Raw genomic sequence first — 26,877 nt, forward strand, 5'->3', positions numbered from 1 at the left:
CCGTGGCAAGGTTAAAGTTTGGCGGCGAGAAGATCTTCGAGTTTGCGCTGGTCGACGGCGAACTGACGGATGCCGTCCGCCAGTTTTTCCACGGCCATTGGATCCTGATTGTGCTCCCAGCGGAATTCCGCTTCGGTCATGGGTTTTGGTTTTGGCAGAACGGTGGAGGTTGGCACCAGCTTGCGGATCACCGTCTCTTCACTCTCCTGAAGCTTTTTCAGCAGGTCAGGGGAGATGGTCAGCCGGTCGCAGCCCGCGAGCGCGAGGATCTGCTCGGTGCGGCGGAAGCTGGCCCCCATCACGATGGTCTCGTAGCGGTGCTGCTTGTAATAATCGTAGATATTACGCACCGATTTCACGCCGGGATCTTCGTCCACCACATACGGGTCCATCGGCTGTTTCGCCTGATACCAGTCGTAGATACGCCCGACAAACGGTGAAATCAGGAACACGCCCGCTTCGGCGCAGGCGCGCGCCTGGGCGAAGGAGAACAGCAGCGTCAGGTTGCAGTGGATCCCCTCTTTCTCCAGCACTTCCGCCGCGCGGATGCCTTCCCAGGTGGAGGCAAGCTTGATCAGGATGCGTGACTTATCGATACCCTGTTCCTGGTAGAGTTCCACCAGGCGGCGAGCCTTGTTAATGCTCTTTTCCTGATCGAATGAGAGGCGGGCATCCACTTCGGTGGAGACGCGTCCCGGTATGCTTTTAAGAATTTCCGCACCGATATTGACCGCCAGCTTGTCGCTGGCCTCGGCGACCTGCTGCTCCTGCGTTTTCCCGCGCTGTTTGCCGTAGGCAAGGGCGTCATCAATCAGATGACTAAAGTGCGCAAGACCGGCCGCCTTGAGCAGCAGCGAGGGGTTGGTGGTCGCGTCTTCAGGCTGGTAGTGACGAATCGATTCGATGTCGCCGCTGTCTGCAACCACGGTGGTAAATTGTTTGATGCCGTCTAGCTGGTTCATAATTACTCCTTGGAAATAAAAGAGTTAGTCGAGTGCGTCAGGTCACACTTCTGAGAAAATCATGATGGACTTAACAAAAAAGCATAGCAGACGGGGGAGGCATTGCTGTCTGAGACGGGTAACATGGCTGTTATAAATTGATAACAATTTTTATTCTGCAATGGTGAGAGTTTGGCAGCCTTCAAAGTTTAGGAGCCTGCCTGCGGCGATACTATGCGGCACACCAGGGTGTGCATAGGAACGTCAACATCACCCTTTTTGACCGAAACGTGAAAGGAATAACAAGATGGATGATCAGTTAAAACAAAGCGCTCTCGATTTTCACGAGTTTCCTGTTCCGGGTAAAATCCAGGTATCCCCGACCAAACCGCTGGCGACCCAGCGCGATCTGGCGCTGGCCTACTCGCCAGGCGTAGCTGCCCCGTGCCTTGAAATCGAAAAAGATCCGCTGGCAGCGTACAAATACACCGCCCGTGGCAACCTGGTGGCCGTTATCTCTAACGGTACGGCGGTACTGGGGTTAGGGAACATTGGCGCGCTGGCCGGTAAGCCGGTGATGGAAGGGAAGGGCGTTCTGTTTAAGAAATTTGCCGGTATCGACGTCTTCGATATCGAAGTGGACGAACTGGACCCGGATAAATTCATCAACGTGGTGGCGGCGCTGGAGCCGACCTTCGGCGGCATCAATCTGGAAGACATCAAAGCGCCGGAATGTTTCTATATCGAGCAGAAGCTGCGCGAGCGTATGAACATTCCCGTGTTCCATGACGACCAGCACGGCACGGCGATTATCAGTACCGCCGCCATTCTGAACGGTCTGCGTGTGGTGGAGAAAAACCTCTCCGACGTGCGCATGGTGGTCTCCGGCGCTGGCGCCGCGGCCATCGCCTGTATGAACCTGCTGGTGGCGCTGGGCATGCAGAAACACAACATCGTGGTCTGCGACTCCAAAGGCGTGATTTACAAAGACCGCGAGCCAAACATGGCGGAAACCAAGGCGGCCTATGCGGTGGAAGACGACGGCAAGCGCACGCTAGAAGACGTCATTGAAGGTGCCGACATTTTCCTCGGCTGTTCAGGCCCGAAAGTACTGACCCAGGAGATGGTGCAGAAGATGGCGCGCGCGCCAATGATCCTGGCCCTTGCGAACCCGGAGCCGGAAATTCTGCCGCCGCTGGCGAAGGCAGTGCGTGAAGACGCGATCATCTGTACCGGACGTTCGGACTACCCGAACCAGGTGAACAACGTGCTCTGCTTCCCGTTCATCTTCCGCGGTGCGCTGGACGTCGGCGCTACGGCAATCAACGAAGAGATGAAGCTCGCCGCCGTTCATGCTATCGCAGAGCTGGCGCACGCCGAGCAGAGCGAAGTGGTGGCCTCCGCCTATGGCGATCAGGATCTGAGCTTCGGCCCGGACTACATTATCCCTAAACCATTTGACCCGCGTCTGATCGTGAAGATCGCGCCAGCGGTGGCCAAAGCGGCGATGGACTCTGGCGTGGCGACGCGGCCGATTGAAGATTTCGATGCCTACGTCGATAAACTCACCGAGTTCGTCTACAAAACCAACCTGTTTATGAAGCCGATCTTCTCCCAGGCGCGCGCTGACGCGAAGCGCGTGGTGCTGGCGGAAGGGGAAGAGGCGCGCGTGCTGCATGCCACGCAGGAGCTGATCACCTTAGGGCTGGCGAAACCGATCCTGATTGGTCGTCCGAGCGTGATCGAGATGCGTATCCAGAAGCTGGGCCTGCAAATTAAGCCGGGCGTCGACTTTGAGATCGTCAATAACGAATCCGATCCACGCTTCAAAGAGTACTGGAACGAATACTATTCGATCATGAAGCGCCGGGGGATCACCCAGGAGCAGGCGCAGCGGGCGGTGATCAGCAACACCACGGTGATCGGCGCGATCATGGTTCATCGCGGTGAGGCGGATGCGCTGATCTGCGGCACCATCGGCGAGTATCATGAGCATTTCAGCGTGGTGCAGGAGATCTTCGGCTATCGCGAGGGGGTCCATACTGCCGGCGCAATGAACGCGCTGCTGCTGCCAAGCGGTAACACCTTTATCGCCGATACCTACGTTAACGACGATCCAACCCCGGACGAACTGGCGGAAATCACCGTGATGGCGGCGGAAACCGTGCGCCGCTTTGGTATCGAGCCGAAAGTGGCGCTGCTGTCGCACTCTAACTTCGGGTCATCCAAATCCGCGGCGGCGTGCAAAATGCGCCAGACGCTTGGCCTGGTGCGCGAGCGTGCGCCGGAGCTGATGATCGACGGCGAGATGCACGGCGACGCCGCGCTGGTGGAGAGCATTCGTAATGAACGTATGCCGGACAGCCCGCTGAAAGGCTCGGCGAACGTGCTGATTATGCCGAACGTAGAAGCGGCGCGTATCAGCTATAACCTGCTCCGCGTGTCGAGTTCTGAAGGGGTGACCGTAGGGCCAGTGCTGATGGGGGTGTCAAAACCGGTACATGTATTAACGCCGATTGCCTCCGTGCGTCGTATCGTCAACATGGTGGCGCTGGCGGTGGTTGAGGCACAGACGCAGCCGCTGTAATTTTTACCCTCACCCTAACCCTCTCCCAAAGGGAGAGGGAATTTATACTCCCTCTCCCTTTGGGAGAGGGCAGGGGTGAGGGGGTTACACCCAGTCCCGAACCCGAATAAACTCACGCAAGGCAGCCTCCGGGCTGCCTTCTTTGGGTTCAAAGCTGTATTCCCAGCGCACCAGCGGCGGCATCGACATCAGAATGGACTCCGTGCGCCCACCGGTTTGCAGGCCAAACAGCGTCCCGCGATCCCATACCAGGTTAAACTCCACGTAGCGCCCGCGGCGGTACAGCTGGAACTCACGCTCGCGAACGCCGTAGTCGGTGTTTTTGCGGCGTTCGACAATCGGCAGATAGGCATCGGTAAAGCCTTCACCCACTGCGCGCATAAAGCTGAACGCGGTATCAAAATCCGGCGTGTTGAGATCGTCAAAGAACAGCCCGCCGATGCCGCGTTGCTCGTCGCGATGCTTCAGATAGAAATAATCATCGCACCACTTTTTGTATTTCGGGTAAACGTCTTCGCCAAACGGCAGGCAGAGGTCGCGCGCGGTGGTGTGCCAGTGCACGGCGTCCTCTTCGAAGCCATAGTAAGGCGTTAAGTCGAAACCGCCGCCAAACCACCAGACCGGATCGGCCCCCGGTTTTTCCGCGATGAAAAAGCGCACGTTGGCGTGGCTGGTTGGCACAAACGGGTTATGCGGATGCACCACCAGCGAGACGCCCATCGCCTCGAAGCTGCGGCCCGCCAGTTCAGGCCGATGCGCCGTGGCGGACGCCGGCATTGCATCACCGTGGACGTGGGAGAAGTTGACCCCGGCCTGTTCAAAAATGCCACCGTTACGCAGCACGCGGCTGCGCCCGCCGCCGCCCGCTTCGCGCTGCCAGGCATCTTCCTGGAATTCACCGCCGTCTGCGGCGGCCAGTTTCTGGCAAATCGCGTCCTGTAACTGCATCAGGAAAGTTTTGACCAGCTGTGCATTCGGTTTCATCAACGTTTCCTGGAGTGCGCTTTTTGATTATCGAACCAGTTGAAATAACTGATGACCCCGGAGGCGATAGCGTTCGCGATCTTCTGACGAAACGCCGTGGTGCCGAGTAAACGCTCCTCTTCCGGGTTGGTAATGAACGAGGTTTCCACCAGCACGGACGGAATGGACGGGGACTTCAGCACCACAAACGCGGCCTGCTCGGTGCTTTTACTGTGCAGACGGTGCACGGGCTTAATCCGTTTAAGGATATGCGAGCCGAGCGTCAGGCTGTTTTTGATGGTATCGGTCTGCACGAGATCAAACAGAACCTGCTGCAACAGATGGTCTTTGTCGGTGGCTTTTTTCCCGGCCACTTCATCCGCCCGGTTTTCGCGATCGGAGAGGTATTTCGCCATGGCGCTACTGGCGCCACGGTTGGAGAGGGCGAACACCGATGCGCCTGCGGCGGAAGGGTTTGTGAAGCCATCCGCGTGAATGGACATAAACAGGTCGGCGCCGTGCTTATGGGCAATTTCCACGCGATCGTACAGCGGGATAAACGTGTCGCCCGTGCGCGTCAGGCGGGCGTCAATGCCGTTGCTGCGTAAAATTGCGCGCACATTTTTTGCAATTGCCAGCACGACGTGTTTTTCTTTCGACCCGTTTCGGCCAATGGCGCCGGTGTCGATCCCGCCGTGGCCCGGATCGAGCATGACCAGACGCTTTGCCCCGGCTTTTTTGGTTTTCGGCTTGCTGTGTCCGTTACTGGTTTTAAGCGAGCTCTCTTCTTTTGCCTGAGCCTGCTTTGCGATGCCTGTTAACGTTAAGGCCGCCAGCCCCGCTTTGAGAACCTGACGACGCGATGTGAGTGCTTTTAATGGTTTGAATGTGCTCATGCGGCCTGAATTGTAAAAATTGGGGTCCTGGTGTTATATCGTATCGCGTTTTGCGTGACGACATTCCTTATTGAGAATTGTTTTACTTTTCATTTCAATACGTGACAAAGTGACATTATGCCAAATTTTGGCGAGTTTTTCCCCGGTTATTGGCTAAATGCCCTGTTCACGCCATAATCACTGTTTTTAAACCCGAAAAGGCGGTTAATACCATGGAGATACGCGTTTTTCGCCAGGAAGATTTCGAAGAGGTGATCACCCTTTGGGAGCGCTGCGATCTGCTGCGTCCGTGGAACGATCCGGAAATGGACATCGAACGGAAGGTGAATCACGACGTCAGTCTGTTTCTGGTCGCTGAGGTCAACGGCGAGGTGGTCGGGACGGTAATGGGCGGGTACGACGGCCACCGCGGGTCGGCCTACTATCTGGGCGTGCACCCGGAATATCGCGCGCGCGGCATCGCCAACGCGCTGCTTAACCGTCTGGAAAAGAAACTGATCGCCCGTGGCTGCCCGAAAATCCAGATTATGGTGCGGGAAGATAACGACGTGGTGCTGGGCATGTATGAACGTCTGGGCTACGAGCACGCGGATGTACTGACGCTGGGTAAGCGCCTGATCGAAGATGAAGAGTACTGAGTTCCACCCTGGCGACTATGATGTTAACGGTCGTCTGCGTCTGCCTTTTTTATTCTGGTGCGTTCTGCTGTTGCAGGCCCGCACCTGGGTGCTGTTCGTGATGGCTGGCGCGTCACGCGGGCAGGGCGATACGCTACTGAATCTCTTTTATCCCGATCACGATGCGTTCTGGCTGGGGTTACTGCCCGGTGTACCGGCGGTGCTGGCGTTCCTGTCCAGCGGTCGGCGGCAGTTCCTCCCGCGCTTCTGGCGCGCGCTTCGCTGGCTGTTGATTCTGGCGCAGGTTGTGCTCCTGATCTGGCAGCCCGTGCTCTGGCTGTACGGCGAGCCGCTTTCCGGTATCGGGATTGCGCTGGTGGTGGCGGATATTGTCGCGCTGCTGTGGCTGGTCACGAACCCCCGTTTACGCGCCTGTTTTATGCAAGAGTCAGATTAAAACGGCACTTTTTGCCGATACTGCACTCCAACAAGCGTTGATTTATTACGTAAGGACGTCTCAATGAAATCGCTGCGTTTACTTTTATGCGCTCTCCCGCTGGCGTTAACCGGCTGTTCCACGCTCTCATCCATCAACTGGTCTGCGGCCTATCCGTGGAACTGGTTTGGCTCCTCAACGGAAGTGACCGAGCAGGGCGTGGGCAAAATCACCGCCTCGACGGCGCTGGATCAGGATGCCATTCAGGAGGCCATCGGCAGTGATTATCGCCTGCGCAGCGGCATGAAAACCGAGAACGGCAACATCGTGCGCTATTTCGAAGCGTTGAAAGACGACAAGGTGGCGATGGTCATCAACGGCGATAAAGGTACGGTCAACCGCATTGCGGTGATGGATGAAGAGATCCCGACCTCAGGTGGCGTGAAGGTAGGTACGCCGTTTGGCGAGCTCTACCAGAAAGCGTTTGGCCACTGCGCCAGCGTGCCGTCGGATGATAGCGTGGCGGTCGAGTGTAAGGCCGACGGCAGCCAGCACATTAGCTATGTATTCAGCGGCACCTGGAACGGTCCGGAAGGGTTAATGCCCTCTGACGACACCCTGAAAAAGTGGAAAGTGAGCAAAATTATCTGGAAGCAGTAATTTGCGCCTGAGCAAGCCGCCTCGCTGAAATCCAGGTATAATAGCCGCCATCAATGCCACGCTGTCGTGGCATCTTTTTTTCAGGAGGAGCGATGTCTCAGGTTCAGAGTGGCATTTTGCCAGAACATTGCCGCGCGGCGATTTGGATTGAAGCCAACGTCAAAGGGGACGTGGATGCCCTGCGCGCGGCCAGCAAAATTTTCGTTGATAAACTGGCCACCTTTCAGGCCAAATTCCCCGAAGCCCATCTGGGCGCGGTGGTTGCCTTTGGCAACACCGTCTGGCGTCAGCTGAGCGGCGGCGAAGGCGCAGAAGAGCTGAAAGACTTTATTCCTTATGGCAAAGGTCTTGCGCCCGCCACCCAGTATGACGTCCTGATCCATATCCTCTCCCTGCGCCATGACGTGAATTTCTCCGTCGCTCAGGCAGCGATTGAGGCCTTTGGTGACAGCATCGACGTGCAGGAAGAGATCCACGGTTTCCGCTGGGTGGAAGAGCGCGATTTGAGCGGCTTCGTCGACGGCACCGAAAACCCGGCCGGGGAAGAGACGCGTCGCGAGGTGGCTGTAATCAAGGATGGCGTGGACGCAGGCGGCAGCTACGTGTTCGTCCAGCGCTGGGAGCATAACCTCAGGCAGCTTAACCGCATGAGCGTGCATGACCAGGAGATGATGATTGGCCGCACCAAAGACGCCAATGAAGAGATTGACGGCGATGCGCGTCCGGTCACGTCCCACCTGACCCGCGTTGACCTTAAAGAAGACGGTAAGGGGCTGAAGATTATTCGCCAGAGCTTGCCGTACGGCACCGCGAGCGGTACGCACGGCCTGTACTTCTGCGCTTACTGTGCGCGCCTCTACAACATCGAACAGCAGCTGCTGAGCATGTTTGGCGATACCGACGGCAAGCGTGACGCCATGCTGCGCTTCACCCGTCCGGTGACCGGCGGCTACTACTTTGCGCCGTCCGTTGAGCGCCTGCTGGCGCTGTAAATCGCTCTCCATTCGTAGGCCGGGTAAGCGTTAGCGCCACCCGGCAATTTCTCCCGCACCCCTTATTCCCTTTTCTGCTTCTAAATCACCAAACGGTATATAAAACCGTTACTCCTTTAGACTCCGTTATAAATATTATGACTATAAGATAGTCATCACATTTATAAGGGTGCGCAATGGCCGTTACTGTACTGAAAAAAGGATCGCTGGCACTGGCAGGTTTACTGCTGGTGGCGCAGGCGCAGGCAACCGAGTTGCTGAACAGTTCTTATGATGTTTCACGCGAGCTGTTTGCCGCCCTTAATCCCGCATTTGAACAGCAGTGGGCGAAAGAGAACAACGGCGACAAGCTGACCATCAAACAGTCGCACGCTGGTTCATCCAAGCAGGCGCTGGCCATTTTGCAGGGGCTGAAAGCGGATGTGGTGACCTACAACCAGGTCACGGACGTGCAGATCCTGCACGACAAAGGCAAGCTGATCCCGGCGGACTGGCAAAGCCGCCTGCCGAACAACAGTTCGCCGTTCTACTCCACCATGGGCTTCCTGGTGCGCAAGGGCAACCCGAAAAACATTCACGACTGGAACGACCTGGTGCGTTCTGACGTCAAGCTGATTTTCCCGAATCCGAAAACCTCCGGCAACGCGCGTTATACCTATCTGGCGGCGTGGGGCGCGGCGGACAAAGCTGACGGTAACGATAAAGCGAAAACCGAACAGTTTATGACCCAGTTCCTGAAAAATGTCGAAGTGTTTGACACCGGCGGCCGGGGCGCAACCACCACTTTCGCCGAGCGCGGGCTGGGCGATGTGCTGATCAGCTTTGAATCCGAAGTGAACAATATTCGTAAACAGTACGAAGCGCAGGGCTTCGAAGTGGTTATCCCGAAAACCAACGTTCTGGCCGAGTTCCCGGTGGCGTGGGTGGATAAAAACGTCAAAGCCAACGGCACAGAGAAAGCGGCAAAAGCCTATCTCAACTATCTGTACAGCCCGCAGGCGCAGACGGTGATTACTGACTATTACTACCGCGTTAATAATCCGGACGTGATGAACAAGCTGAAAGACAAATTCCCAAAGACCGAGCTGTTCCGCGTGGAAGACCATTTTGGCGCCTGGCCTGAGGTGATGAAAACGCATTTTGCCAGCGGCGGTGAGTTAGACAAATTGCTGGCGGCGGGGCGTAAGTAATGTTTGCAGGATCAACAAGACGTGTGCTGCCGGGTTTTACCTTAAGCCTCGGGACCAGCCTGCTGTTCGTCTGTCTGATTTTATTGTTACCGCTCAGCGCTCTGGTGATGCAGCTCGCTGAGATGAGCTGGTCCCAGTACTGGGAAGTGGTCACCAATCCGCAGGTGGTGGCGGCCTACAAGGTCACGCTGCTGTCTGCGTTCGTGGCCTCGATTTTTAACGGCGTGTTTGGCCTGCTGATGGCATGGATCTTAACCCGCTATCGCTTCCCGGGCCGCACGCTGCTCGACGCCCTGATGGATCTGCCGTTTGCCCTGCCGACGGCGGTGGCCGGTCTGACGCTGGCGTCGCTGTTCTCCGTGAACGGCTTTTACGGCGAATGGCTGGCGAAGTTTGATATTAAAGTGACCTATACCTGGATCGGTATCGCGGTGGCGATGGCCTTCACCAGCATCCCGTTTGTGGTACGTACCGTGCAGCCGGTGCTGGAAGAGTTAGGCCCCGAATACGAAGAGGCTGCGGAGACCCTGGGCGCCACGCGCTGGCAGAGTTTCCGTAAGGTTGTGCTGCCGGAACTTTCTCCGGCCTTGCTGGCGGGGGTGGCGCTCTCCTTTACCCGCAGCCTCGGTGAATTTGGCGCGGTCATTTTTATCGCCGGGAACATCGCGTGGAAAACCGAAGTGACCTCGCTGATGATTTTTGTCCGTTTGCAGGAGTTTGATTATCCGGCCGCGAGCGCGATTGCCTCGGTGATCCTTGCCGCGTCGCTGCTGCTACTGTTTTCGATTAACACTCTGCAAAGTCGCTTTGGTCGACGTGTGGTAGGTCACTGATGGCGGAAGTTACGCAATTGAAGCGCTATGACGCGCCCCGCATCAACTGGGGCAAATGGTTTCTGATTGGTACCGGCGTGCTGGTCTCTGCATTCATTCTCGTCGTGCCGATGGTGTACATCTTCGTGCAGGCCTTCAGTAAAGGGATTATGCCCGCGCTGCAAAACCTGGCCGATCCGGACATGCTCCACGCCATCTGGCTGACGGTGATGATTGCCCTGATCACCGTCCCGGTGAATCTGGTGTTTGGCGTATTGCTGGCCTGGCTGGTAACGCGCTTTAACTTCCCGGGGCGTCAGCTGCTGCTGACCCTGCTGGATATCCCGTTTGCGGTGTCTCCGGTGGTGGCGGGCCTGGTTTATCTGCTCTTCTACGGCTCCAATGGCCCGCTGGGCGGCTGGCTGGATGAGCACGACCTGCAAATCATGTTCGCCTGGCCGGGGATGGTGCTGGTGACCGTCTTTGTCACCTGTCCGTTCGTGGTGCGCGAGCTGGTGCCGGTGATGCTCAGCCAGGGCAGCCATGAAGATGAAGCCGCGGTGCTGCTCGGCGCTTCCGGCTGGCAGATGTTCCGCCGCGTCACGCTGCCGAATATCCGCTGGGCACTGCTTTACGGCGTGGTGCTGACCAACGCCCGTGCGATCGGTGAGTTTGGCGCGGTGTCGGTGGTATCCGGCTCGATTCGCGGCGAAACCCTGTCGCTGCCGTTACAGATTGAATTACTGGAACAGGACTACAACACCGTCGGTTCCTTTACTGCCGCAGCGTTGCTGACGCTGATGGCGATTTTGACCCTGTTTTTGAAGAGTGTGGTGCAGTGGCGTTTAGAGAATCAGGAAAAACGTCAGCATCAGGAGGGAAATCATGAGCATTGAGATTGCCAATATTAAGAAGTCTTTTGGTCGCACCCAGGTGCTGAATGATATCTCGCTGGATATCCCTTCCGGACAAATGGTGGCGCTGCTGGGGCCGTCTGGCTCCGGTAAAACCACGCTGCTGCGTATTATCGCCGGGCTTGAACACCAGACCAGCGGACATATTCGCTTCCACGGTACGGACGTTAGCCGCCTGCACGCCCGCGACCGTAAAGTGGGCTTTGTATTTCAGCATTATGCGCTGTTCCGCCACATGACGGTATTCGACAACATCGCGTTTGGCCTGACCGTGCTGCCGCGTCGTGAACGTCCAGATGCCGCCGCCATCAAAGCGAAAGTGACCAAACTGCTGGAGATGGTGCAGCTTGCGCATCTGGCGGACCGCTTCCCGGCTCAACTTTCCGGCGGGCAGAAGCAGCGCGTGGCGCTGGCGCGTGCGTTAGCCGTTGAACCGCAAATCCTGCTGCTGGACGAACCGTTTGGCGCGCTGGATGCACAGGTGCGAAAAGAGCTGCGCCGCTGGCTGCGTCAGCTGCATGAGGAACTCCAGTTCACCAGCGTTTTCGTGACCCACGATCAGGAAGAGGCGATGGAAGTGGCCGATCGCGTGGTGGTAATGAGTCAGGGCAACATTGAGCAGGTTGACGAGCCAGAGCAGCTCTGGCGTGAACCGGCGACCCGCTTTGTGCTGGAGTTTATGGGGGAAGTAAACCGCCTTCAGGGTACCATTCGCGGCGGTCAGTTCCACGTTGGCGCGCACCGCTGGCCGCTGGGGTATACCTCCGCGCATCAGGGGCCAGTGGATCTGTTCCTGCGTCCGTGGGAAGTGGACGTCAGCCGCCGTACCAGCCTGGATTCACCGCTTCCGGTGCAGGTGCTGGAAGCTAGCCCTAAAGGGCACTACACCCAATTGGTGGTACAGCCCCTGGGCTGGTACACCGAGCCGCTGACCGTGGTTATGCGTGACGACGTGCCGCCGCACCGGGGGGAGCGCCTGTTTGTCGGGCTGCAACACGCGCGCATTTATCACGGTAACGAGCGCATTGAAACGCGCGAGGATATTGCTCTGGCGGAGTCAGCCTGATAGGTTATTAGTATGTTTATCGCCCGGTGGCGCTGCGCTGACCGGGCCTACAGTTATCACTGCGTCTTGTAGGCCGGGTAAGCTAAGCGCCACCCGGCTTTTTTATTGAGTAAAAATCGTGAATACACTCGAACACACCATCGGCAACACCCCTCTGGTCAAACTTCAGCGCATGGGGCCTGATAACGGCAGCGAAATCTGGGTCAAACTCGAAGGCAATAACCCGGCGGGGTCGGTAAAAGACCGGGCGGCGCTGTCGATGATTGTCCAGGCCGAAAAGCGCGGTGAAATTAAGCCCGGCGACGTGCTGATCGAAGCCACCAGCGGTAACACCGGTATCGCGCTGGCAATGATTGCCGCCCTGAAAGGCTACCGCATGAAGTTGCTGATGCCGGATAACATGAGCCAGGAGCGCCGGGCCGCCATGCGCGCCTATGGAGCCGAGCTGATTCTGGTGAGCAAAGAGCAGGGGATGGAAGGGGCGCGAGATTTAGCGTTAGCGATGGCGGAGCGCGGGGAAGGCAAGCTTCTCGACCAGTTCAACAACCCGGACAACCCGTACGCGCACTACACCACCACCGGCCCGGAAATCTGGCAGCAAACCGACGGGCGCATCACCCACTTTGTCTCCAGCATGGGGACCACGGGCACGATCACCGGTGTGTCACGCTTTCTGCGCGAACAGGAGAAGCCGGTGACGATTGTCGGCCTGCAACCGGAAGAGGGGAGCAGCATTCCGGGCATCCGCCGCTGGCCGGCGGAGTATATGCCGGGCATCTTTAATGCGCAGCTTGTGGACCAGGTGCTGGATATTCATCAGCGCGAGGCGGAAAATACCATGCGTGAGCTGGCCGTGCGTGAAGGTATCTTCTGCGGCGTCAGCTCTGGCGGTGCCGTAGCGGGTGCGATCCGGGTGGCTGAGTCCACGCCGGGGGCGGTGGTCGTAGCGATTATTTGCGATCGCGGCGACCGTTATCTGTCTACCGGCGTCTTTGGTGAAGAGAGTTATTCGCAGGGGGCGGGGATTTAAGCGTCATGGAGATGATTTTATTCCGGGATAACACCCGGGCGCAGCAAACCGATATTGTCGCCGTTCAGTCGCAGGTGGTGTACGGCAGCGTGGGAAACAGCATCGCGGTGCCGAATATTCGCACCCACCGGCTGAACGTTACCGCCGTGCCAACGGTGCTGTTCAGCAATACGCCGCACTACGACACCTTCTACGGCGGGGTGATCCCGGACGAGTGGTTCAGCGGCTACCTTAAGGCGCTGGAAGAGCGCGAGATCCTGCGCGAGCTTAAAGCGGTCACCACCGGCTATATGGGCAGCGCCAGCCAGATCGCGCTGCTGGCGCAGTGGCTGAAGGCAATCAAAGTGCAACATCCCGATCTGCTGGTGCTGGTCGACCCGGTAATTGGGGATATCGATAGCGGGATGTACGTGAAGCCGGATATTCCTGAAGCCTACCGTGAGCATCTGCTCCCGCTGGCCCAGGGCATTACGCCCAACGTGTATGAACTGGAAGTGCTGAGCGGCAAACCGTGCCGTACGCCGGAGAGCGCCATTGCCGCCGCGCAGGGGCTGCTGTCCGACTCGCTGAAATGGGTAGCGATCACCAGTGCGCCAGTGTCTGACGATCCGCAGAATATCCACGTTGTGCTGGTGAGCGAAGAAGGTGTTACCGTAAGCGCGCACCCGCGCGTAGAGACGGACCTGAAAGGAACGGGCGATCTGTTCTGTTCGGAGCTGGTCAGCGGCATTGTGGGAGGGAAAACCGTTGCCGATGCCATTCGCATGGCGGGCGATCGGGTGACTGACGTTATGATCTATACGCAGTCGAAAGGCTATGACGAGCTTATCCTGCCGGCATAAACAAAAATGGCGCCCGAAGGCGCCATTTTTCTGTGCGGCAAGAATTACTTCTTGATGCGGATAACCGGGGTTTCACCCACGGTGACGCTGCCAGACAGTTTGATCAGTTCTTTGATTTCGTCCATGTTGGAGATAACAACCGGAGTCAGGGTAGACTTCGCTTTTTCTTCCAGCAGCGGCAGATCGAATTCAATTACCGGGTCGCCAACTTTAACACGCTGGCCTTCTTCTGCGATACGTTTGAAGCCTTCGCCTTTCAGTTCAACGGTGTCGATACCGAAGTGAACGAACAGTTCGATACCGCTATCGGATTCGATAGAGAACGCATGGTTGGTTTCAAAAATTTTACCGATGGTGCCGTCAACTGGAGCAACCATTTTGTTGCCAGTTGGTTTGATAGCAATGCCATCACCAACGATTTTCTCAGCAAAAACTACATCCGGCACGTCTTCGATGTTGACGATCTCGCCGGAGAGCGGAGCAACAATCTCAATAGTTCCGGAGTCTTTCTTGTCATCAGAAACCAGAGATTTCAGTTTATCGAACAAACCCATGATCTTCTCCTAAGCAGTAAATTGGGCCGCATCTCGTGGATTAGCAGATTGTTTTTTCTTCAATGAACTTGTTAACCAGCGTCATTAACTCGTCCGTTGTCGGTTGAGCAAGAGCCTGCTCTGCTAACACCTTCGCATCTTCGAAGTTCGTGTTACGGATAATCTTCTTAATGCGCGGGATGGAAATGGCGCTCATAGAGAATTCGTCCAGACCCATACCCAGCAACAGAAGTGTAGCACGTTCGTCGCCTGCAAGCTCACCACACATGCCAGTCCATTTACCTTCTGCATGAGAAGCATCAATAACTTGCTTGATCAAATTCAGTACGGACGGTGACATTGGCTGGTAGAGATGTGAAATCATATCATTACCACGGTCAACTGCCAGGGTGTACTGCGTTAAATCATTGGTACCGATACTAAAGAAATCAACTTCTTTGGCTAAATGACGCGCAATGGTCGCGGCTGCCGGTGTTTCCACCATCACGCCGATCTCAATGGATTCGTCAAATGCTTTACCTTCGTCGCGCAGTTCCTGTTTGTAGATTTCGATCTCTTTCTTCAGTGCACGCACTTCTTCAACAGAGATGATCATCGGGAACATGATGCGCAGTTTACCGAAAGCGGAGGCACGCAGAATAGCGCGAACCTGGTCACGCAGGATCTCTTTGCGATCCATGGCGATACGCACGGCACGCCAGCCCAGGAACGGGTTCTCTTCTTTCGGGAAGTTCATGTACGGCAGCTCTTTGTCGCCACCGATGTCCATGGTACGGACGATTACAGCCTGCGAGCCGCACGCTTCCGCAACCGCTTTGTACGCTGCAAACTGCTCTTCTTCCGTTGGCAGAGCGTCGCGATCCATGAACAGGAATTCAGTACGATACAGACCTACACCTTCCGCGCCGTTGCGCTCAGCGCCGTCAACGTCACGTACGGTACCGATGTTAGCGCACACTTCAACCTGATGGCCGTCCAGCGTGATAGCTGGCAGATCTTTCAGTTTAGCGAGTTCCGCTTTCTCGGTAGCAACCTGCTCCTGAACGGAACGCAGCTGCTCGATCACATCGTTAGTTGGGTTGACGTAAACCACATTGTTTACGGCATCCAGAATCAGATAGTCGTCGTTTTTCACCTGGGAGGTAACGCTACCGGTACCCACAATGGCTGGCAGCTCCAGAGAACGCGCCATGATTGAGGTGTGGGAGGTACGTCCACCTGCATCAGTAATGAAACCCAGCACCTTGTTCAGGTTCAGCTGTGCGGTTTCAGACGGGGTCAGGTCAGCGGCAACCAGGATGACTTCGTCCTGAATCGCGCTCAGATCGATGATGGCCAGACCCAGGATGTTGCGCAGCAGGCGCTTACCGATGTCACGTACGTCAGCCGCACGTTCTTTCAGGTATTCATCGTCCAGCTCTTCCAGGGCAGATGCCTGACCTTCGATAACTTCATGCGCAGCCGCGTCGGCCGTCATGCCTTTATCTTTAATCAGGGCTATGATTTCCTGCTCCAGCTCCTCATCTTCGAGCAGCATAATGTGCCCTTCGAAGATGGCTTCTTTTTCTTCACCGAAAGTTTCGCCAGCTTTAGTTTTAATCGCTTCCAGTTGCGCAGATGCCTTGGCACGACCGCTCAGAAAACGTTCAACTTCCTGATCAACCTTGTCGGCAGAAATTTTTTTCCGGTCAATGACGATTTCGTCTTCTTTCAGCAGCAATGCTTTGCCGAAAGCGATACCCGGGGATGCTAAAATGCCTGAAATCATAACCCTACCTTACTTGTGACTGATATTGAAAAGAACCCGGTAAACTTACTCGAGTTCAGCCATCAGCTTAACCAGATGCTCAACTGCTTTCTGCTCGTCTTCACCTTCAGCGGAGATGGTAACAACGGTACCCTGAGTCAGGCCCAGAGTTTGCAGCTTGAACAGGCTTTTTGCGCTAGCGCTTTTGCCGTTGGAAGTCACGGTGATTTCAGAAGTGAAGCCTTTCGCTTCTTTAACAAACTGAGCAGCAGGGCGGGTGTGCAGACCGTTCGGAGCGGTAATGGTAACTTCTTGCTGGAACATTGTATTTCCCCAACTTATAGGTTTAGTGTTGTGGAACTAAAGTCTAGCCTGGCGACTTAACTTTAGCCTGTATAGTTAGCGCTGACGTTTCAATCGTCATTAAACATTATGCAGTGAAAGCAAGACTTGAACCAAATCATAAAATCGATTCAGCAGCGCTATTTCGTTCACCGATTAATTTCGCGCATCAAAATAATTGCTGGTTTAAATACCAGACCCAACGGGGTGAAGCAATGCCAGGAGGGGTAAAACTTTGAAGCAGGCCACAAAAAAGCACCTGAAAAGGTGCTTTTTTACGCGTTTTTAACATGCTGGCATCACTGTTGCAGTTCTTTCTCTGTGAAGAGATCGGCAAACAGTGCTGTGCTTAAGTAACGCTCACCCGAAGACGGTAGGATAACCACAATATTCTTATTGGTAAAGGTTTCATCTTCCAGCAGTTTGAGGGCTGCCGCAACCGCCGCACCGGAAGAGATACCCGCCAGAATGCCTTCCTCGTCCATCAGGCGACGCGCCGTGGAGATGGCTTCTTCATTGGTAATGGCGACGACTTTATCGATCAGCTTCAGATCCAGGTTGCCTGGAATAAAGCCAGCGCCGATACCCTGGATTTTGTGTGGGCCAGGTTTGATCTCTTCGCCTGCCAGCGCCTGAGCGATAACCGGTGAGTCGGTTGGCTCAACGGCAACGGTAATCAGATCTTTTTTACCTTTCGTGCCTTTAATATAGCGAGACACACCGGTCAGCGTACCGCCGGTGCCTACGCCGGAGATAAACACATCAACCTGACCGTCGGTATCTTCCCAGATTTCCGGGCCGGTGGTTTTCTCATGAATTTCCGGGTTGGCCGGGTTGCTGAACTGCTGGAGCAGCAGATACTTTGCCGGATCGCTGGCAACAATTTCTTCGGCCTTCTGAATCGCGCCCTTCATGCCTTTTGCGCCTTCGGTCAGGACCAGGTTCGCACCCAGCGCTTTCAGCAGCTTACGACGCTCAATGCTCATGGTTTCAGGCATAGTCAGCGTCAGCTTATAGCCACGCGCCGCCGCAACATAGGCCAGAGCGATACCGGTATTGCCGCTGGTGGGTTCAACCAGCTCAACGCCAGGTTTCAGCACGCCACGCTTTTCAGCATCCCAAATCATATTCGCACCGATACGGCATTTAACGCTGAAGCTTGGGTTACGAGATTCGACCTTCGCCAGAATGCGTCCATTACCGATACGGTTCAGTCGAACCAGGGGCGTATGACCGATAGTCAGCGAGTTGTCTTCATAAATCTTACTCATGGCCTGTCCTTAACTGTATGAAATTGGGATACCGACCCAGCATACCTGTTGAACAGGTATGGGGAAGTAAGGAAATCGCATATCTATATGCTGCAAGGAAATAATGGGGATCAGTATGGAATAAGGGGCGGCATAAGCCACCCCTCTTTTACACATTTTTGCATTACTTCCATAACGCGTGCTTAGCACGGTAGCAGTCCACCCACATCGCCGTCGCGCCGCAAACGGCGACGGGCATGATGAACAAATTCAGGAAAGGGATCATGGTGAACAGGCTGGTCAGCGCGCCAAACTGCATGTTGGCAACCTTCTGAGTGCGCAGGGCAGTGCGCATCTCTTTAAACGGCACTTTGTGGTTATCGAACGGATAATCACAGTACTGGATAGCGAGCATCCAGGCGCTGAACAGGAACCACAGCACGGGCGCGACCGTCTGGCCAATCCCGGGTACAAAATAAAGAATAAGCAGCACAATCGCCCGCGGCAGGTACCAGGCGAACTTCTGCCATTCACGCTTCATGATGCGGGGGAGATCTTTCACGATCCCCAGTACGCCCGTGTCAGGTGGCGTCGCACCGGTAAGGCGCGCTTCCAGCTGTTCGGCCAGCAGACCGTTGAACGGCGCGGCTATCCAGTTTGCTATCGTCGAAAAGAAATAACCGAAAACCAGCAGCACGGAGATAACCGCAATCGGCCAGAGCAGGTAGTCTAGCCACTGTAACCAGTCCGGCACATAGCTCATCAGGGAAGGGATCCAGCTTTCCAGTCTGGTGAACAGCCACCAGAAGGCCCCGCCCATCAGAATAATGTTGATCAGTAACGGCAAAATAACGAAGCGTCGAATGCCCGGCAGGGAGACCAGTTTCCAGCCCTGAGAAAAGTACCAGACCCCGCTGCGTGGGGCAGAAGAAGATGTTGAAACCATACCAGGCTGTACTCCTTTTTACACAACCAGTGGAATTGCCCGCCTATATTATCCAGTTACGGGCCAATGACCAGTTCGGAAATGTTCGAAAAACCAGCAAAAAGCACGATTTAGTTCATCTTTATGCTGTGAATGCTCTGCATACACTTGCACTTGACGTAAACGGCAAATACTCTTAGTGAGTAAATGTTTGCCGTGGTGGCAAGGTGTTAGAACAACAGAGAATATAATGATGCAGGATTTGCGTCTGATATTAATCATTGTTGGCGCGATCGCCATAATCGCTTTACTGGTACATGGTTTCTGGACCAGCCGTAAAGAGCGTTCCTCTATGTTTCGCGATCGTCCACTGAAGCGCATGAAGTCCAGTCGTGACGACGATGACGTTGAAGACGACATCGACGGTCCTGACGACGACGGCGTGGGTGAAGTTCGTGTTCATCGGGTCAATACTGCGCCCGGCGCAGCGCATGGAGAGCATGAAGCCCCCCGCGCTCCGCAGCACCAGTATCAACCACCGTATGCCTCTGCCCAGCCGCGCCAGCCAGCGCCGCCGCCAGTGGAAGAACCTGTTCGTCATCCGCCGCAGCAGCCTGTGCAACAGCAGCCCGTTGCGCCACAGCCTGTACAGCCGCAACCTGTGCAACAGCCTGCACAGCCAGTGCATCAGCCACAGCCTGTTCAGCAGCCGCAGCCGGTACAACAACCGCAGCCGCAGCCTGAACCGCCTGCGCCACAGCCCGCTCCGCGTGTTGAGCCAGAGCCGGTCGCAGAGCCAGAACCGGTTGTTGAAAAGCCGCAGCGTAAAGAAGCGGTGATCATCATGAACGTGGCTGCTCATCATGGCACCCATCTGAACGGTGACGTGCTGCTTAACAGCATCCAACAGGCAGGCTTCAAGTTCGGCGACATGAATATTTTCCATCGCCACCTGAGTCCTGACGGTAGCGGTCCGGCGCTGTTTAGCCTGGCCAATATGGTCAATCCAGGCACGTTTGACCCGGAAATGACCGGTGATTTCGTCACGCCGGGGGTTACGATCTTTATGCAGGTGCCGTCCTACGGTGACGAGCTGCAAAACTTTAAGCTGATGCTACAGTCCGCTCAGCACATCGCCGACGAAGTGGGCGGTGTGGTGCTCGACGATCAGCGTCGAATGATGACGCCGCAGAAACTGCGCGAGTATCAGGACCGCATCCGCGAAGTTAAGGAAGCGAACGCGTAATCGTCGCGTTAACTTCACCTCCTCCTCAACCCCCGCCTGTCGGGGGTTTTTCTCATTGATGGTGCGATATGGACTCAATCGAACAACAACTTACTGAACTGCGAACCACGCTTCGCCATCATGAATATCTCTATCATGTTATGGACGCACCGGAAGTGCCGGATGCGGAATATGACCGCCTGATGCGTGAACTGCGCGAGCTGGAAGCGCAGCACCCCGAACTGATTACGCCCGATTCCCCAACGCAGCGCGTCGGCGCGGAACCGCTGGGCGCTTTCAGCCAGGTGCGCCATGAAGTGCCGATGCTGTCGCTGGATAACGTGTTTGATGAAGAGAGTTTTCTGGCTTTCAACAAGCGTGTGCAGGATCGCCTGAAGAGCATCGACAATCTGAGCTGGTGCTGCGAGCTAAAGCTGGATGGTCTGGCCGTTAGCATTCTTTATGAGAACGGCGTGATGGTGCGTGCCGCAACGCGCGGCGACGGCACTACCGGGGAAGACATCACCACTAATGTGCGCACTATTCGTGCGATCCCGCTGAAACTGCGTGGCGATAACATTCCCGCCCGGCTGGAAGTGCGCGGGGAAGTGTTCCTTCCGCAGGCGGGCTTCGAGAAGATCAACGAAGAAGCGCGTCGTACCGGTGGGAAAGTGTTTGCAAACCCGCGTAACGCGGCGGCAGGTTCGCTGCGTCAGCTCGATCCACGAATCACCGCGAAGCGACCGCTTACTTTCTTCTGCTACGGCGTCGGGATCCTGGAAGGCGGTGACCTGCCAGATACTCACCTGGGTCGTTTAATGCAGTTCAAAGAGTGGGGGTTACCGGTTAGCAACCGCGTGCAGCTCTGCGACTCTCCGGAGGCGGTGCTGGCGTTCTATCACAAGGTTGAAGAGGATCGTCCCACGCTCGGGTTTGATATTGATGGCGTGGTGATCAAGGTTAACTCGCTGGCGTTGCAGGAACAGTTAGGATTTGTGGCCCGTGCGCCGCGCTGGGCGGTAGCCTTTAAGTTCCCGGCGCAGGAGCAGATGACCTTCGTTCGCGACGTGGAGTTTCAGGTAGGGCGTACGGGGGCGATTACGCCTGTGGCGCGTCTGGAGCCTGTGCAGGTGGCTGGCGTGCTGGTAAGTAACGCCACGCTGCATAACGCCGATGAAATTGCCCGCCTGGGCCTGCGCATTGGTGACAAAGTGGTGATTCGCCGCGCGGGCGACGTGATCCCACAGGTGGTTAACGTTGTTGAGTCTGAACGTCCTGCCGATACCCGTGCCATCGAGTTTCCAGCCCACTGTCCGGTATGTGGTTCGGACGTTGAGCGCGTGGAAGGTGAAGCGGTAACGCGCTGTACGGGCGGGTTAATCTGCGGCGCGCAGCGTAAAGAGTCCCTGAAGCACTTTGTCTCCCGCCGGGCGATGGACGTCGACGGAATGGGTGACAAGATTATCGACCAGTTAGTTGAGAAAGAGTACGTCCATACGCCAGCGGACCTCTTTACCCTGACGGCAGGTAAGCTGACCGGTCTTGATCGTATGGGGCCGAAATCTGCCCAGAACATCGTTAACGCGCTCGAGGCGGCCAAAAACACCACCTTTGCCCGTTTCCTTTACGCGCTTGGCATTCGTGAAGTCGGAGAGGCGACGGCGGCAGGGCTGGCGGCGTATTTCGGCACGCTGGACGCGCTGGAGAAAGCCACCATCGACGAGCTACAGAAAGTCCCTGATGTCGGCATTGTGGTCGCTACCCACGTTTTCAACTTCTTCGCCGAAGAGAGCAACCGTGAAGTGATCGGTAAATTACTGGAACAGGGCATTCACTGGCCTGCACCGGTAGTGGTTAATGCCGAAGAGATCGACAGCCCGTTTGCCGGTAAAACGGTGGTGCTGACCGGCAGCCTGAGCCAGCTCTCGCGCGATGACGCGAAAGCGCGCCTGGTGGCGTTGGGGGCAAAAGTGGCGGGCAGCGTATCGAAGAAAACCGACCTGGTGATTGCCGGGGAAGCGGCCGGTTCGAAGCTGGCAAAAGCGCAGGAGCTTGGCATCGAGGTAATCGACGAAGCGGAAATGATGCGCCTGTTAGGAGAGTGACGTGGAAAAAGAGCAGCTCGTTGAGATCGCCAATACGGAGATGCCGTTCGGTAAATATAAGGGTCGCAGGCTGATTGATCTACCGGAAGAGTATCTGCTGTGGTTTGCCCGTAAGGATGAGTTCCCCGCCGGGCGTCTGGGCGAGCTGATGGCTATCACGTTACTGATCAAAACGGAGGGGCTGACCCAGCTGGTTCAGCCCCTGAAACGTCCTTAAACTTTCGCGGCGCGGGTCTCTTCCTGCGCCAGCTTTTCAGTCTGCGCCTTGTAACGCCGCGCCAGTACCGCACACACCATCAGCTGGATCTGATGGAAAATCATCAGCGGCAACACCATCATCCCAATGACGGACGTCGGGAACAGAATATTGGCCATCGGGATCCCGTTGGCCAGGCTCTTTTTCGATCCGCAAAATACAATGGTGATTTCATCGGCCTTGTTGAAGCCGCATTTGCGGGCCACAAAGACGTTAACCGCGATGACAATGGCCAGAAGAACGATGCTTACCACCACAATAAACAGCAGCGATCCAGCGCCCACCCTGTGCCAGATACCGTTCACCACGGCTTCGCTGAAGGCCGTGTAAACCACCAGCAGAATTGAGCTTTGGTCCGTTTTCCCGATCCATTTTTTATGTTTCGCCACAAACGCCCCAATCCAGGGACGGGATAAGTGTCCGAGCACAAACGGCAGCAGCAGTTGCAGACAAATTTTACCCACCTGCTCCAGATTGCCTTCCGCCCCGTGCATGTTCATCAGCAGACCGACCAGCAGCGGTGAAACAAAGATCCCCAGCAGGCTGGAAGCAGAAGCAGAACAGACCGCCGCCGCGACGTTACCGCCCGCCAGCGAGGTAAAGGCAATAGCAGACTGCACGGTGGCCGGTAAAATGCACAGATAAAGGAAACCGGTATACAGCGCCGGATCGACATTCACCGGCGCCCACCAGGCGAACAGCACGCCCAAAACCGGGAAGAGGATAAAGGTGCTGCACATTACCCACAGGTGCAGTCGCCAGTGGCTACCGCCTGCAATAATGGCTTCCCGGGAGAGTTTGGCGCCATGCATAAAGAACAGCAGGGCAATGGCTGCCGTGGTCAGTCCTTCAATAACCGGAACGAAACTGCCCCGCGCCGGGAAGAACGAGGCCAGCAAGACGACACTAATCAGGGTCAGCGTAAACGGATCAAGGATACGAAAAAGTTTCATAATCACTCCTGAAAACAGATGCCGCTATTGTGCTTTCTTCCCTTTGAGAAATAAAATTGATTTATTGCATCCATTCATGAATTAAACAGATGAATTATTCGTTACGTCAGCTTCGCGTTTTCGTCACCGTCGCGCAGGCCCGCAGCTTTAGCCGGGCAGGGGAGATGATTGGCCTCAGCCAGTCGGCGGTGAGCCATAGCGTTAAGGAGCTTGAAACGCAAACGGGCGTGAAGCTGCTCGACCGTACGACGCGAGAAGTGGTGCTCACCGAAGCGGGACAGCAGCTGGCAACGCGTCTGGAAAGGCTGCTGGATGAACTGCACAGTACGCTCAGGGATGTCGGCCGGCTCGGACAACAGCTTTCCGGCACCGTGAGAGTGGCGGCGAGCCAGACGATTTCAGCGCATCTTATTCCCCAGTGCATCGCTGAAAGTAATCACCGCTATCCGGATATCGATTTTGTTTTGCATGACAGGCCGCAGCAGTGGGTACTGGAGAGTATCCGTCAGGGGGATGTGGATTTTGGCATCGTTATTGATCCCGGGGCGGTAAGCGACCTGGAATGTGAAGTGGTGCTCTCGGAGCCCTTTTTACTGCTCTGCCGCGATGATGATCCGCTGGCATCGCTGCCGCAGGTGGCCTGGCAGGCCTTGCAGGGGGCAAACCTGGTGTTACAGGATTATGCATCAGGTAGCCGCCCGCTGATAGATGCCGCACTGACCGCGCAGGGCGTTAAGGCAACCATTGTGCAGGAGATCGGGCATCCTGCCACGCTCTTCCCCATGGTCGAAGCGGGGATTGGCATCAGCGTTCTGCCGGCGCTGGCGCTGCCACTGCCGCAGGGGAGTCGTTTAACGGTGAAGCGTTTCGTACCCTGTGTCGAACGCCAGCTGATGCTGGTACGCCGTAAAAACAGGTCACTTTCCGGCGCGGCGCACGCCTGCTGGGATGTAGTACGTATGCAGGCCAGACGTTTGATGGAGGCCCGCACACGCGATCCACTCTTTAACGAAACCAATAATCAGATGTAGATATTAATCTGATGCTCCGCGGAGGGCTTATTGATGCCTTCCGCCACGGCCTGACCGTTTTCCTGCTTTGGCATCGCCTCTTCGGCCTGCTGACGCTGCAATTGCGCCAGCTGCGCCTGCAACATAGCCAGCTGAGATTCGAGTAATTCCTGCTGCTTTTGCTTCTCTTCTGCTGTGGCATCACCCATGGCCACTTCTTTGAGCTGCTGAGTGACTTTCGTTATCTGTTTGGTCAGACGGGTGATTTGAGAAGCAATGTCGTTTCCGCCGGAGCTGTTATCTACGCTGCCGATTTCCATCGCCGACAGAGAAACGGGCTTAAGAGTTGTCATATTGAGATCCTTTTCGCCATAAAATAGAGGTATCGGCAAAGAAGGCGTGAGCTTGAGTAAAACAAGCGGTCTGGCTGCAAGGGGGAATTGCTATATCGCAGATAGCAAAAAAGCGCCTTTAGGGCGCTTTTTTACATTGGTGGGTCGTGCAGGATTCGAACCTGCGACCAATTGATTAAAAGTCAACTGCTCTACCAACTGAGCTAACGACCCGAAATGGTGGGCGATGACGGGCTCGAACCGCCGACCCCCTCCGTGTAAAGGAGATGCTCTACCAACTGAGCTAATCGCCCATTTCGGAACTGCTGCGATAAGGTGAGAATGGTGGGCGATGACGGGCTCGAACCGCCGACCCCCTCCGTGTAAAGGAGATGCTCTACCAACTGAGCTAATCGCCCAATCTCAATGCTTATCTACACTGCGAGTCTACCGAAGTAGATGGTGGGTGATGACGGGCTCGAACCGCCGACCCCCTCCGTGTAAAGGAGATGCTCTACCAACTGAGCTAATCACCCCCGCTGTGTGGAGTCGCATTATAGGGAGAGTTGAAAATGAGTCAACGCATTTTCTAAAGTTTTTATTCGTTCGTCGTAAAATTAGTCAAAACGATCGCAAAACGGACTGTGGCGCATGATTTATAAACAAAAACAGCAATCTCGAACCGGATAAAGTGATCGACATTGAGGAATCGGCCCACAGTGATAGAATATTGCCCATTGTTTTCTTCCCGGAATTTGCCGATTACCGGCATCTTTATAACGTAAGGCCATTTCATGAAAATCAAAACTCGCTTCGCGCCGAGCCCGACAGGCTATCTGCATGTCGGTGGTGCACGTACCGCTCTCTACTCCTGGCTTTTCGCACGTCACAACAACGGTGAGTTTGTGCTGCGTATTGAAGACACCGATCTGGAGCGCTCAACGCCGGAAGCAATTGAAGCCATTATGGATGGGATGAACTGGCTGAATCTGGCGTGGGACGAAGGCCCATACTTCCAGACCAAACGTTTTGACCGCTATAACGCCGTAATTGACGAGATGCTGGTGGCAGGCACGGCCTATAAGTGCTACTGCTCCAGGGAGCGTCTGGATGCGCTGCGCGAAGAGCAAATGGCAAAAGGCGAAAAACCGCGTTATGACGGTCGTTGCCGCCATGACCACAGCGAGCATGCTGCGGATGAGCCTTGCGTAGTGCGTTTTGCTAACCCACAGGATGGCTCTGTTATCTTTGATGACCAGATCCGCGGCCCGATCGAATTTAGCAACCAGGAGCTGGATGACCTTATCATTCGTCGTACTGACGGATCGCCAACCTATAATTTCTGCGTAGTAGTGGACGACTGGGATATGGAAATCACTCACGTGATCCGTGGTGAAGACCATATCAATAACACCCCGCGTCAGATCAACATTCTGAAAGCGCTGAACGCGCCTGTACCGGTGTATGCGCACGTATCAATGATCAACGGTGACGACGGTAAAAAGCTGTCCAAACGTCATGGCGCGGTGAGCGTGATGCAGTACCGTGATGACGGCTATCTGCCGGAAGCGCTGCTGAACTACCTGGTGCGTCTGGGCTGGGCTCATGGTGACCAGGAGATCTTCAGCCGCGAAGAGATGATCGAGCTGTTCTCTCTGAACTCGGTCAGCAAATCAGCCAGCGCGTTCAACACTGACAAACTGCTGTGGCTGAACCATCACTACATCAATACCATGCAGCCAGAATATGTGGCGACTTATCTGCAATGGCACATTGAACAGGCAAACATCGATACCCGTACGGGCCCTGAACTGGCGGATCTGGTGAAGCTGCTTGGCGAGCGTTGCAAAACGCTGAAAGAAATTGCTGAAAGCTGCCGTTACTTCTATGAAGAGTTTGACGCGTTCGACGCCGACGCGGCCAAGAAACACCTGCGTCCGGTTGCGCGTCAGCCGCTGGAAGTGGTGCGTGATAAACTCGAAGCCATTACCGAATGGACTGCGGAAAATGTTCACCACGCGATTCAGGCTACCGCTGATGAGCTGGAAATTGGCATGGGTAAAGTCGGTATGCCGCTGCGCGTTGCGGTGACGGGGGCAGGCCAGTCTCCGGCGCTGGACGTGACCGTTCATGCCATCGGCAAATCACGTAGCGTTGCGCGTATCAACAAAGCGCTGGGCTTTATTGCTGAGCGTGAAAGCCAGCAGTAATACTCGTGTAATACAAAAAACG

26 protein-coding genes and 4 tRNA genes are annotated in these 26,877 nt (G+C 55.7%); 16 read left to right on the forward strand and 14 right to left on the reverse strand.

All coding sequences use genetic code 11. The features are described from left to right. Positions 1-11: 11 nt before the first annotated feature. Positions 12-962 (reverse strand): transaldolase, encoded by a 951-nt coding sequence (gene tal / locus ACWKXX_RS06270; protein ID WP_017383484.1) that lies wholly within the window; start codon positions 960-962, stop codon positions 12-14. 286 nt (positions 963-1,248) lie between these two features. Here tal and maeB point away from each other — a divergent pair, with 286 nt between their 5' ends. Then, entirely contained in the window at positions 1,249-3,528 is a 2,280-nt protein-coding gene (gene maeB / locus ACWKXX_RS06275; protein WP_015572218.1) for an NADP-dependent oxaloacetate-decarboxylating malate dehydrogenase, read from the forward strand. Between the two features lie 84 nt (positions 3,529-3,612). On the opposite strand, the gene hemF is transcribed toward maeB, so the two are convergent. Continuing rightward, positions 3,613-4,512 (reverse strand): oxygen-dependent coproporphyrinogen oxidase, encoded by a 900-nt coding sequence (gene hemF / locus ACWKXX_RS06280; RefSeq protein ID WP_032102767.1) that lies wholly within the window; start codon positions 4,510-4,512, stop codon positions 3,613-3,615. After that, on the reverse strand, positions 4,512-5,387 hold the full coding sequence (gene amiA, locus ACWKXX_RS06285) for an N-acetylmuramoyl-L-alanine amidase AmiA (RefSeq protein WP_015572219.1): 876 nt from the start codon (positions 5,385-5,387) through the stop codon (positions 4,512-4,514). Before amiA ends, hemF begins: the two co-directional genes overlap by 1 nt. A gap of 212 nt (positions 5,388-5,599) precedes the next feature. Between amiA and ACWKXX_RS06290 the strand changes: the two genes are divergently transcribed. From ACWKXX_RS06290 to pdxK, 10 genes are all read left to right on the forward strand, one after another. Continuing rightward, on the forward strand, positions 5,600-6,025 hold the full coding sequence (locus ACWKXX_RS06290; protein WP_003861292.1) for a GNAT family acetyltransferase: 426 nt from the start codon (positions 5,600-5,602) through the stop codon (positions 6,023-6,025). After that, positions 6,012-6,461, forward strand: coding sequence for a DUF2919 domain-containing protein (locus tag ACWKXX_RS06295; protein ID WP_261666085.1), 450 nt, complete (start codon positions 6,012-6,014; stop codon positions 6,459-6,461). Before ACWKXX_RS06290 ends, ACWKXX_RS06295 begins: the two co-directional genes overlap by 14 nt. 63 nt (positions 6,462-6,524) lie before the next feature. Further along, positions 6,525-7,100 carry an RpoE-regulated lipoprotein gene (locus ACWKXX_RS06300; RefSeq protein ID WP_015572220.1) on the forward strand — a complete coding sequence of 192 codons (576 nt, stop codon included), beginning with the start codon at positions 6,525-6,527 and terminating at the stop codon, positions 7,098-7,100. Between the two features lie 92 nt (positions 7,101-7,192). After that, the gene (locus ACWKXX_RS06305) at positions 7,193-8,092 is read left to right on the forward strand and encodes a Dyp-type peroxidase (protein ID WP_015572221.1); all 900 of its coding nucleotides are present in this window, start codon (positions 7,193-7,195) and stop codon (positions 8,090-8,092) included. A 176-nt stretch (positions 8,093-8,268) separates the two neighbouring features. After that, positions 8,269-9,282: a sulfate ABC transporter substrate-binding protein gene (locus ACWKXX_RS06310; RefSeq protein WP_261666086.1), complete on the forward strand. Its 1,014-nt coding sequence runs from the start codon at positions 8,269-8,271 to the stop codon at positions 9,280-9,282. Beyond that, complete coding sequence (cysT, locus tag ACWKXX_RS06315) at positions 9,282-10,115, forward strand: sulfate/thiosulfate ABC transporter permease CysT (RefSeq protein WP_017383478.1); 834 nt, start codon at positions 9,282-9,284, stop codon at positions 10,113-10,115. The genes ACWKXX_RS06310 and cysT overlap by 1 nt, the downstream gene beginning before the upstream one ends. Continuing rightward, positions 10,115-10,990, forward strand: coding sequence for a sulfate/thiosulfate ABC transporter permease CysW (gene cysW / locus ACWKXX_RS06320; RefSeq protein ID WP_003861305.1), 876 nt, complete (start codon positions 10,115-10,117; stop codon positions 10,988-10,990). Before cysT ends, cysW begins: the two co-directional genes overlap by 1 nt. After that, positions 10,980-12,074, forward strand: coding sequence for a sulfate/thiosulfate ABC transporter ATP-binding protein CysA (gene cysA, locus ACWKXX_RS06325; RefSeq protein WP_017383477.1), 1,095 nt, complete (start codon positions 10,980-10,982; stop codon positions 12,072-12,074). The genes cysW and cysA overlap by 11 nt, the downstream gene beginning before the upstream one ends. Positions 12,075-12,192: 118 nt before the next feature. After that, positions 12,193-13,104: a cysteine synthase CysM gene (cysM, locus tag ACWKXX_RS06330; RefSeq protein WP_017383476.1), complete on the forward strand. Its 912-nt coding sequence runs from the start codon at positions 12,193-12,195 to the stop codon at positions 13,102-13,104. Positions 13,105-13,109: 5 nt separating this feature from the next. Further along, positions 13,110-13,946: a pyridoxine/pyridoxal/pyridoxamine kinase gene (gene pdxK / locus ACWKXX_RS06335; RefSeq protein WP_015572224.1), complete on the forward strand. Its 837-nt coding sequence runs from the start codon at positions 13,110-13,112 to the stop codon at positions 13,944-13,946. A 44-nt stretch (positions 13,947-13,990) separates the two neighbouring features. Here pdxK and crr read toward each other — a convergent pair whose 3' ends face one another. The 5 genes from crr to cysZ all read right to left on the reverse strand — a co-directional run bounded on the left by crr (position 13,991) and on the right by cysZ (position 18,785). Beyond that, on the reverse strand, positions 13,991-14,500 hold the full coding sequence (gene crr / locus ACWKXX_RS06340; RefSeq protein ID WP_003861316.1) for a PTS glucose transporter subunit IIA: 510 nt from the start codon (positions 14,498-14,500) through the stop codon (positions 13,991-13,993). Between the two features lie 40 nt (positions 14,501-14,540). After that, a complete protein-coding gene (gene ptsI / locus ACWKXX_RS06345) occupies positions 14,541-16,268 on the reverse strand; it encodes a phosphoenolpyruvate-protein phosphotransferase PtsI (protein WP_006811455.1) in 1,728 nt (575 codons plus the stop codon). A 45-nt stretch (positions 16,269-16,313) separates the two neighbouring features. After that, positions 16,314-16,571 carry a phosphocarrier protein Hpr gene (gene ptsH, locus ACWKXX_RS06350; RefSeq protein ID WP_000487600.1) on the reverse strand — a complete coding sequence of 86 codons (258 nt, stop codon included), beginning with the start codon at positions 16,569-16,571 and terminating at the stop codon, positions 16,314-16,316. A 317-nt stretch (positions 16,572-16,888) separates the two neighbouring features. Further along, positions 16,889-17,860, reverse strand: a complete 972-nt coding sequence (cysK, locus tag ACWKXX_RS06355) for a cysteine synthase A (protein WP_006811453.1) — start codon at positions 17,858-17,860, stop codon at positions 16,889-16,891. 163 nt (positions 17,861-18,023) lie between these two features. Then, positions 18,024-18,785 carry a sulfate transporter CysZ gene (gene cysZ, locus ACWKXX_RS06360; RefSeq protein WP_006811452.1) on the reverse strand — a complete coding sequence of 254 codons (762 nt, stop codon included), beginning with the start codon at positions 18,783-18,785 and terminating at the stop codon, positions 18,024-18,026. Between the two features lie 229 nt (positions 18,786-19,014). Between cysZ and zipA the strand changes: the two genes are divergently transcribed. The 3 genes from zipA to ACWKXX_RS06375 all read left to right on the forward strand — a co-directional run bounded on the left by zipA (position 19,015) and on the right by ACWKXX_RS06375 (position 22,311). Next, complete coding sequence (zipA, locus tag ACWKXX_RS06365) at positions 19,015-20,010, forward strand: cell division protein ZipA (RefSeq protein WP_015572226.1); 996 nt, start codon at positions 19,015-19,017, stop codon at positions 20,008-20,010. A 68-nt stretch (positions 20,011-20,078) separates the two neighbouring features. Next, complete coding sequence (gene ligA / locus ACWKXX_RS06370; RefSeq protein WP_017383473.1) at positions 20,079-22,094, forward strand: NAD-dependent DNA ligase LigA; 2,016 nt, start codon at positions 20,079-20,081, stop codon at positions 22,092-22,094. Position 22,095: 1 nt separating this feature from the next. After that, entirely contained in the window at positions 22,096-22,311 is a 216-nt protein-coding gene (locus ACWKXX_RS06375) for a DUF3820 family protein (protein WP_003861328.1), read from the forward strand. Here ACWKXX_RS06375 and ACWKXX_RS06380 read toward each other — a convergent pair. Beyond that, positions 22,308-23,303 carry a bile acid:sodium symporter family protein gene (locus ACWKXX_RS06380; RefSeq protein ID WP_023304176.1) on the reverse strand — a complete coding sequence of 332 codons (996 nt, stop codon included), beginning with the start codon at positions 23,301-23,303 and terminating at the stop codon, positions 22,308-22,310. The genes ACWKXX_RS06375 and ACWKXX_RS06380 overlap by 4 nt on opposite strands. A gap of 89 nt (positions 23,304-23,392) precedes the next feature. On the opposite strand from ACWKXX_RS06380, the gene ACWKXX_RS06385 reads away from it, so the two are divergent. Then, positions 23,393-24,334 (forward strand): LysR family transcriptional regulator, encoded by a 942-nt coding sequence (locus ACWKXX_RS06385; protein ID WP_261666088.1) that lies wholly within the window; start codon positions 23,393-23,395, stop codon positions 24,332-24,334. Here ACWKXX_RS06385 and ACWKXX_RS06390 read toward each other — a convergent pair. The 5 genes from ACWKXX_RS06390 to ACWKXX_RS06410 all read right to left on the reverse strand — a co-directional run bounded on the left by ACWKXX_RS06390 (position 24,325) and on the right by ACWKXX_RS06410 (position 25,181). Continuing rightward, positions 24,325-24,666 carry a FlxA-like family protein gene (locus ACWKXX_RS06390; protein ID WP_023304174.1) on the reverse strand — a complete coding sequence of 114 codons (342 nt, stop codon included), beginning with the start codon at positions 24,664-24,666 and terminating at the stop codon, positions 24,325-24,327. The genes ACWKXX_RS06385 and ACWKXX_RS06390 overlap by 10 nt on opposite strands. A 137-nt stretch (positions 24,667-24,803) precedes the next feature. Further along, positions 24,804-24,879 (reverse strand) — tRNA-Lys (locus tag ACWKXX_RS06395). A gap of 4 nt (positions 24,880-24,883) precedes the next feature. Next, a tRNA-Val gene (locus ACWKXX_RS06400) sits at positions 24,884-24,959 on the reverse strand. A 29-nt stretch (positions 24,960-24,988) separates the two neighbouring features. After that, a tRNA-Val gene (locus ACWKXX_RS06405) sits at positions 24,989-25,064 on the reverse strand. Positions 25,065-25,105: 41 nt separating this feature from the next. Further along, a tRNA-Val gene (locus ACWKXX_RS06410) sits at positions 25,106-25,181 on the reverse strand. A gap of 258 nt (positions 25,182-25,439) precedes the next feature. Here ACWKXX_RS06410 and gltX point away from each other — a divergent pair. Then, positions 25,440-26,855: a glutamate--tRNA ligase gene (gene gltX / locus ACWKXX_RS06415; protein ID WP_015572231.1), complete on the forward strand. Its 1,416-nt coding sequence runs from the start codon at positions 25,440-25,442 to the stop codon at positions 26,853-26,855. Positions 26,856-26,877: the final 22 nt, after the last annotated feature.

The organism is Enterobacter sp. UPMP2061 (genome assembly GCF_053709615.1).

What these genes read in the sequence shown, in the direction of transcription:
- ACWKXX_RS06295 (WP_261666085.1), top strand. Translation starts at nt 6,012, where the DNA reads ATGAAGAGTACTGAGTTCCACCCTGGCGACTATGATGTTAACGGTCGT.
- cysA (WP_017383477.1), top strand. Translation starts at nt 10,980, where the DNA reads ATGAGCATTGAGATTGCCAATATTAAGAAGTCTTTTGGTCGCACCCAG.
- maeB (WP_015572218.1), top strand. Translation starts at nt 1,249, where the DNA reads ATGGATGATCAGTTAAAACAAAGCGCTCTCGATTTTCACGAGTTTCCT.
- ACWKXX_RS06385 (WP_261666088.1), top strand. Translation starts at nt 23,393, where the DNA reads ATGAATTATTCGTTACGTCAGCTTCGCGTTTTCGTCACCGTCGCGCAG.
- hemF (WP_032102767.1), bottom strand. Translation starts at nt 4,512, where the DNA reads ATGAAACCGAATGCACAGCTGGTCAAAACTTTCCTGATGCAGTTACAG.
- cysW (WP_003861305.1), top strand. Translation starts at nt 10,115, where the DNA reads ATGGCGGAAGTTACGCAATTGAAGCGCTATGACGCGCCCCGCATCAAC.
- ptsI (WP_006811455.1), bottom strand. Translation starts at nt 16,268, where the DNA reads ATGATTTCAGGCATTTTAGCATCCCCGGGTATCGCTTTCGGCAAAGCA.
- cysT (WP_017383478.1), top strand. Translation starts at nt 9,282, where the DNA reads ATGTTTGCAGGATCAACAAGACGTGTGCTGCCGGGTTTTACCTTAAGC.
- ACWKXX_RS06305 (WP_015572221.1), top strand. Translation starts at nt 7,193, where the DNA reads ATGTCTCAGGTTCAGAGTGGCATTTTGCCAGAACATTGCCGCGCGGCG.
- tal (WP_017383484.1), bottom strand. Translation starts at nt 962, where the DNA reads ATGAACCAGCTAGACGGCATCAAACAATTTACCACCGTGGTTGCAGAC.
- ACWKXX_RS06380 (WP_023304176.1), bottom strand. Translation starts at nt 23,303, where the DNA reads ATGAAACTTTTTCGTATCCTTGATCCGTTTACGCTGACCCTGATTAGT.
- cysK (WP_006811453.1), bottom strand. Translation starts at nt 17,860, where the DNA reads ATGAGTAAGATTTATGAAGACAACTCGCTGACTATCGGTCATACGCCC.
- zipA (WP_015572226.1), top strand. Translation starts at nt 19,015, where the DNA reads ATGATGCAGGATTTGCGTCTGATATTAATCATTGTTGGCGCGATCGCC.
- ACWKXX_RS06290 (WP_003861292.1), top strand. Translation starts at nt 5,600, where the DNA reads ATGGAGATACGCGTTTTTCGCCAGGAAGATTTCGAAGAGGTGATCACC.
- ACWKXX_RS06390 (WP_023304174.1), bottom strand. Translation starts at nt 24,666, where the DNA reads ATGACAACTCTTAAGCCCGTTTCTCTGTCGGCGATGGAAATCGGCAGC.
- amiA (WP_015572219.1), bottom strand. Translation starts at nt 5,387, where the DNA reads ATGAGCACATTCAAACCATTAAAAGCACTCACATCGCGTCGTCAGGTT.
- gltX (WP_015572231.1), top strand. Translation starts at nt 25,440, where the DNA reads ATGAAAATCAAAACTCGCTTCGCGCCGAGCCCGACAGGCTATCTGCAT.
- ACWKXX_RS06310 (WP_261666086.1), top strand. Translation starts at nt 8,269, where the DNA reads ATGGCCGTTACTGTACTGAAAAAAGGATCGCTGGCACTGGCAGGTTTA.
- ligA (WP_017383473.1), top strand. Translation starts at nt 20,079, where the DNA reads ATGGACTCAATCGAACAACAACTTACTGAACTGCGAACCACGCTTCGC.
- ACWKXX_RS06300 (WP_015572220.1), top strand. Translation starts at nt 6,525, where the DNA reads ATGAAATCGCTGCGTTTACTTTTATGCGCTCTCCCGCTGGCGTTAACC.
- ptsH (WP_000487600.1), bottom strand. Translation starts at nt 16,571, where the DNA reads ATGTTCCAGCAAGAAGTTACCATTACCGCTCCGAACGGTCTGCACACC.
- pdxK (WP_015572224.1), top strand. Translation starts at nt 13,110, where the DNA reads ATGGAGATGATTTTATTCCGGGATAACACCCGGGCGCAGCAAACCGAT.
- cysZ (WP_006811452.1), bottom strand. Translation starts at nt 18,785, where the DNA reads ATGGTTTCAACATCTTCTTCTGCCCCACGCAGCGGGGTCTGGTACTTT.
- crr (WP_003861316.1), bottom strand. Translation starts at nt 14,500, where the DNA reads ATGGGTTTGTTCGATAAACTGAAATCTCTGGTTTCTGATGACAAGAAA.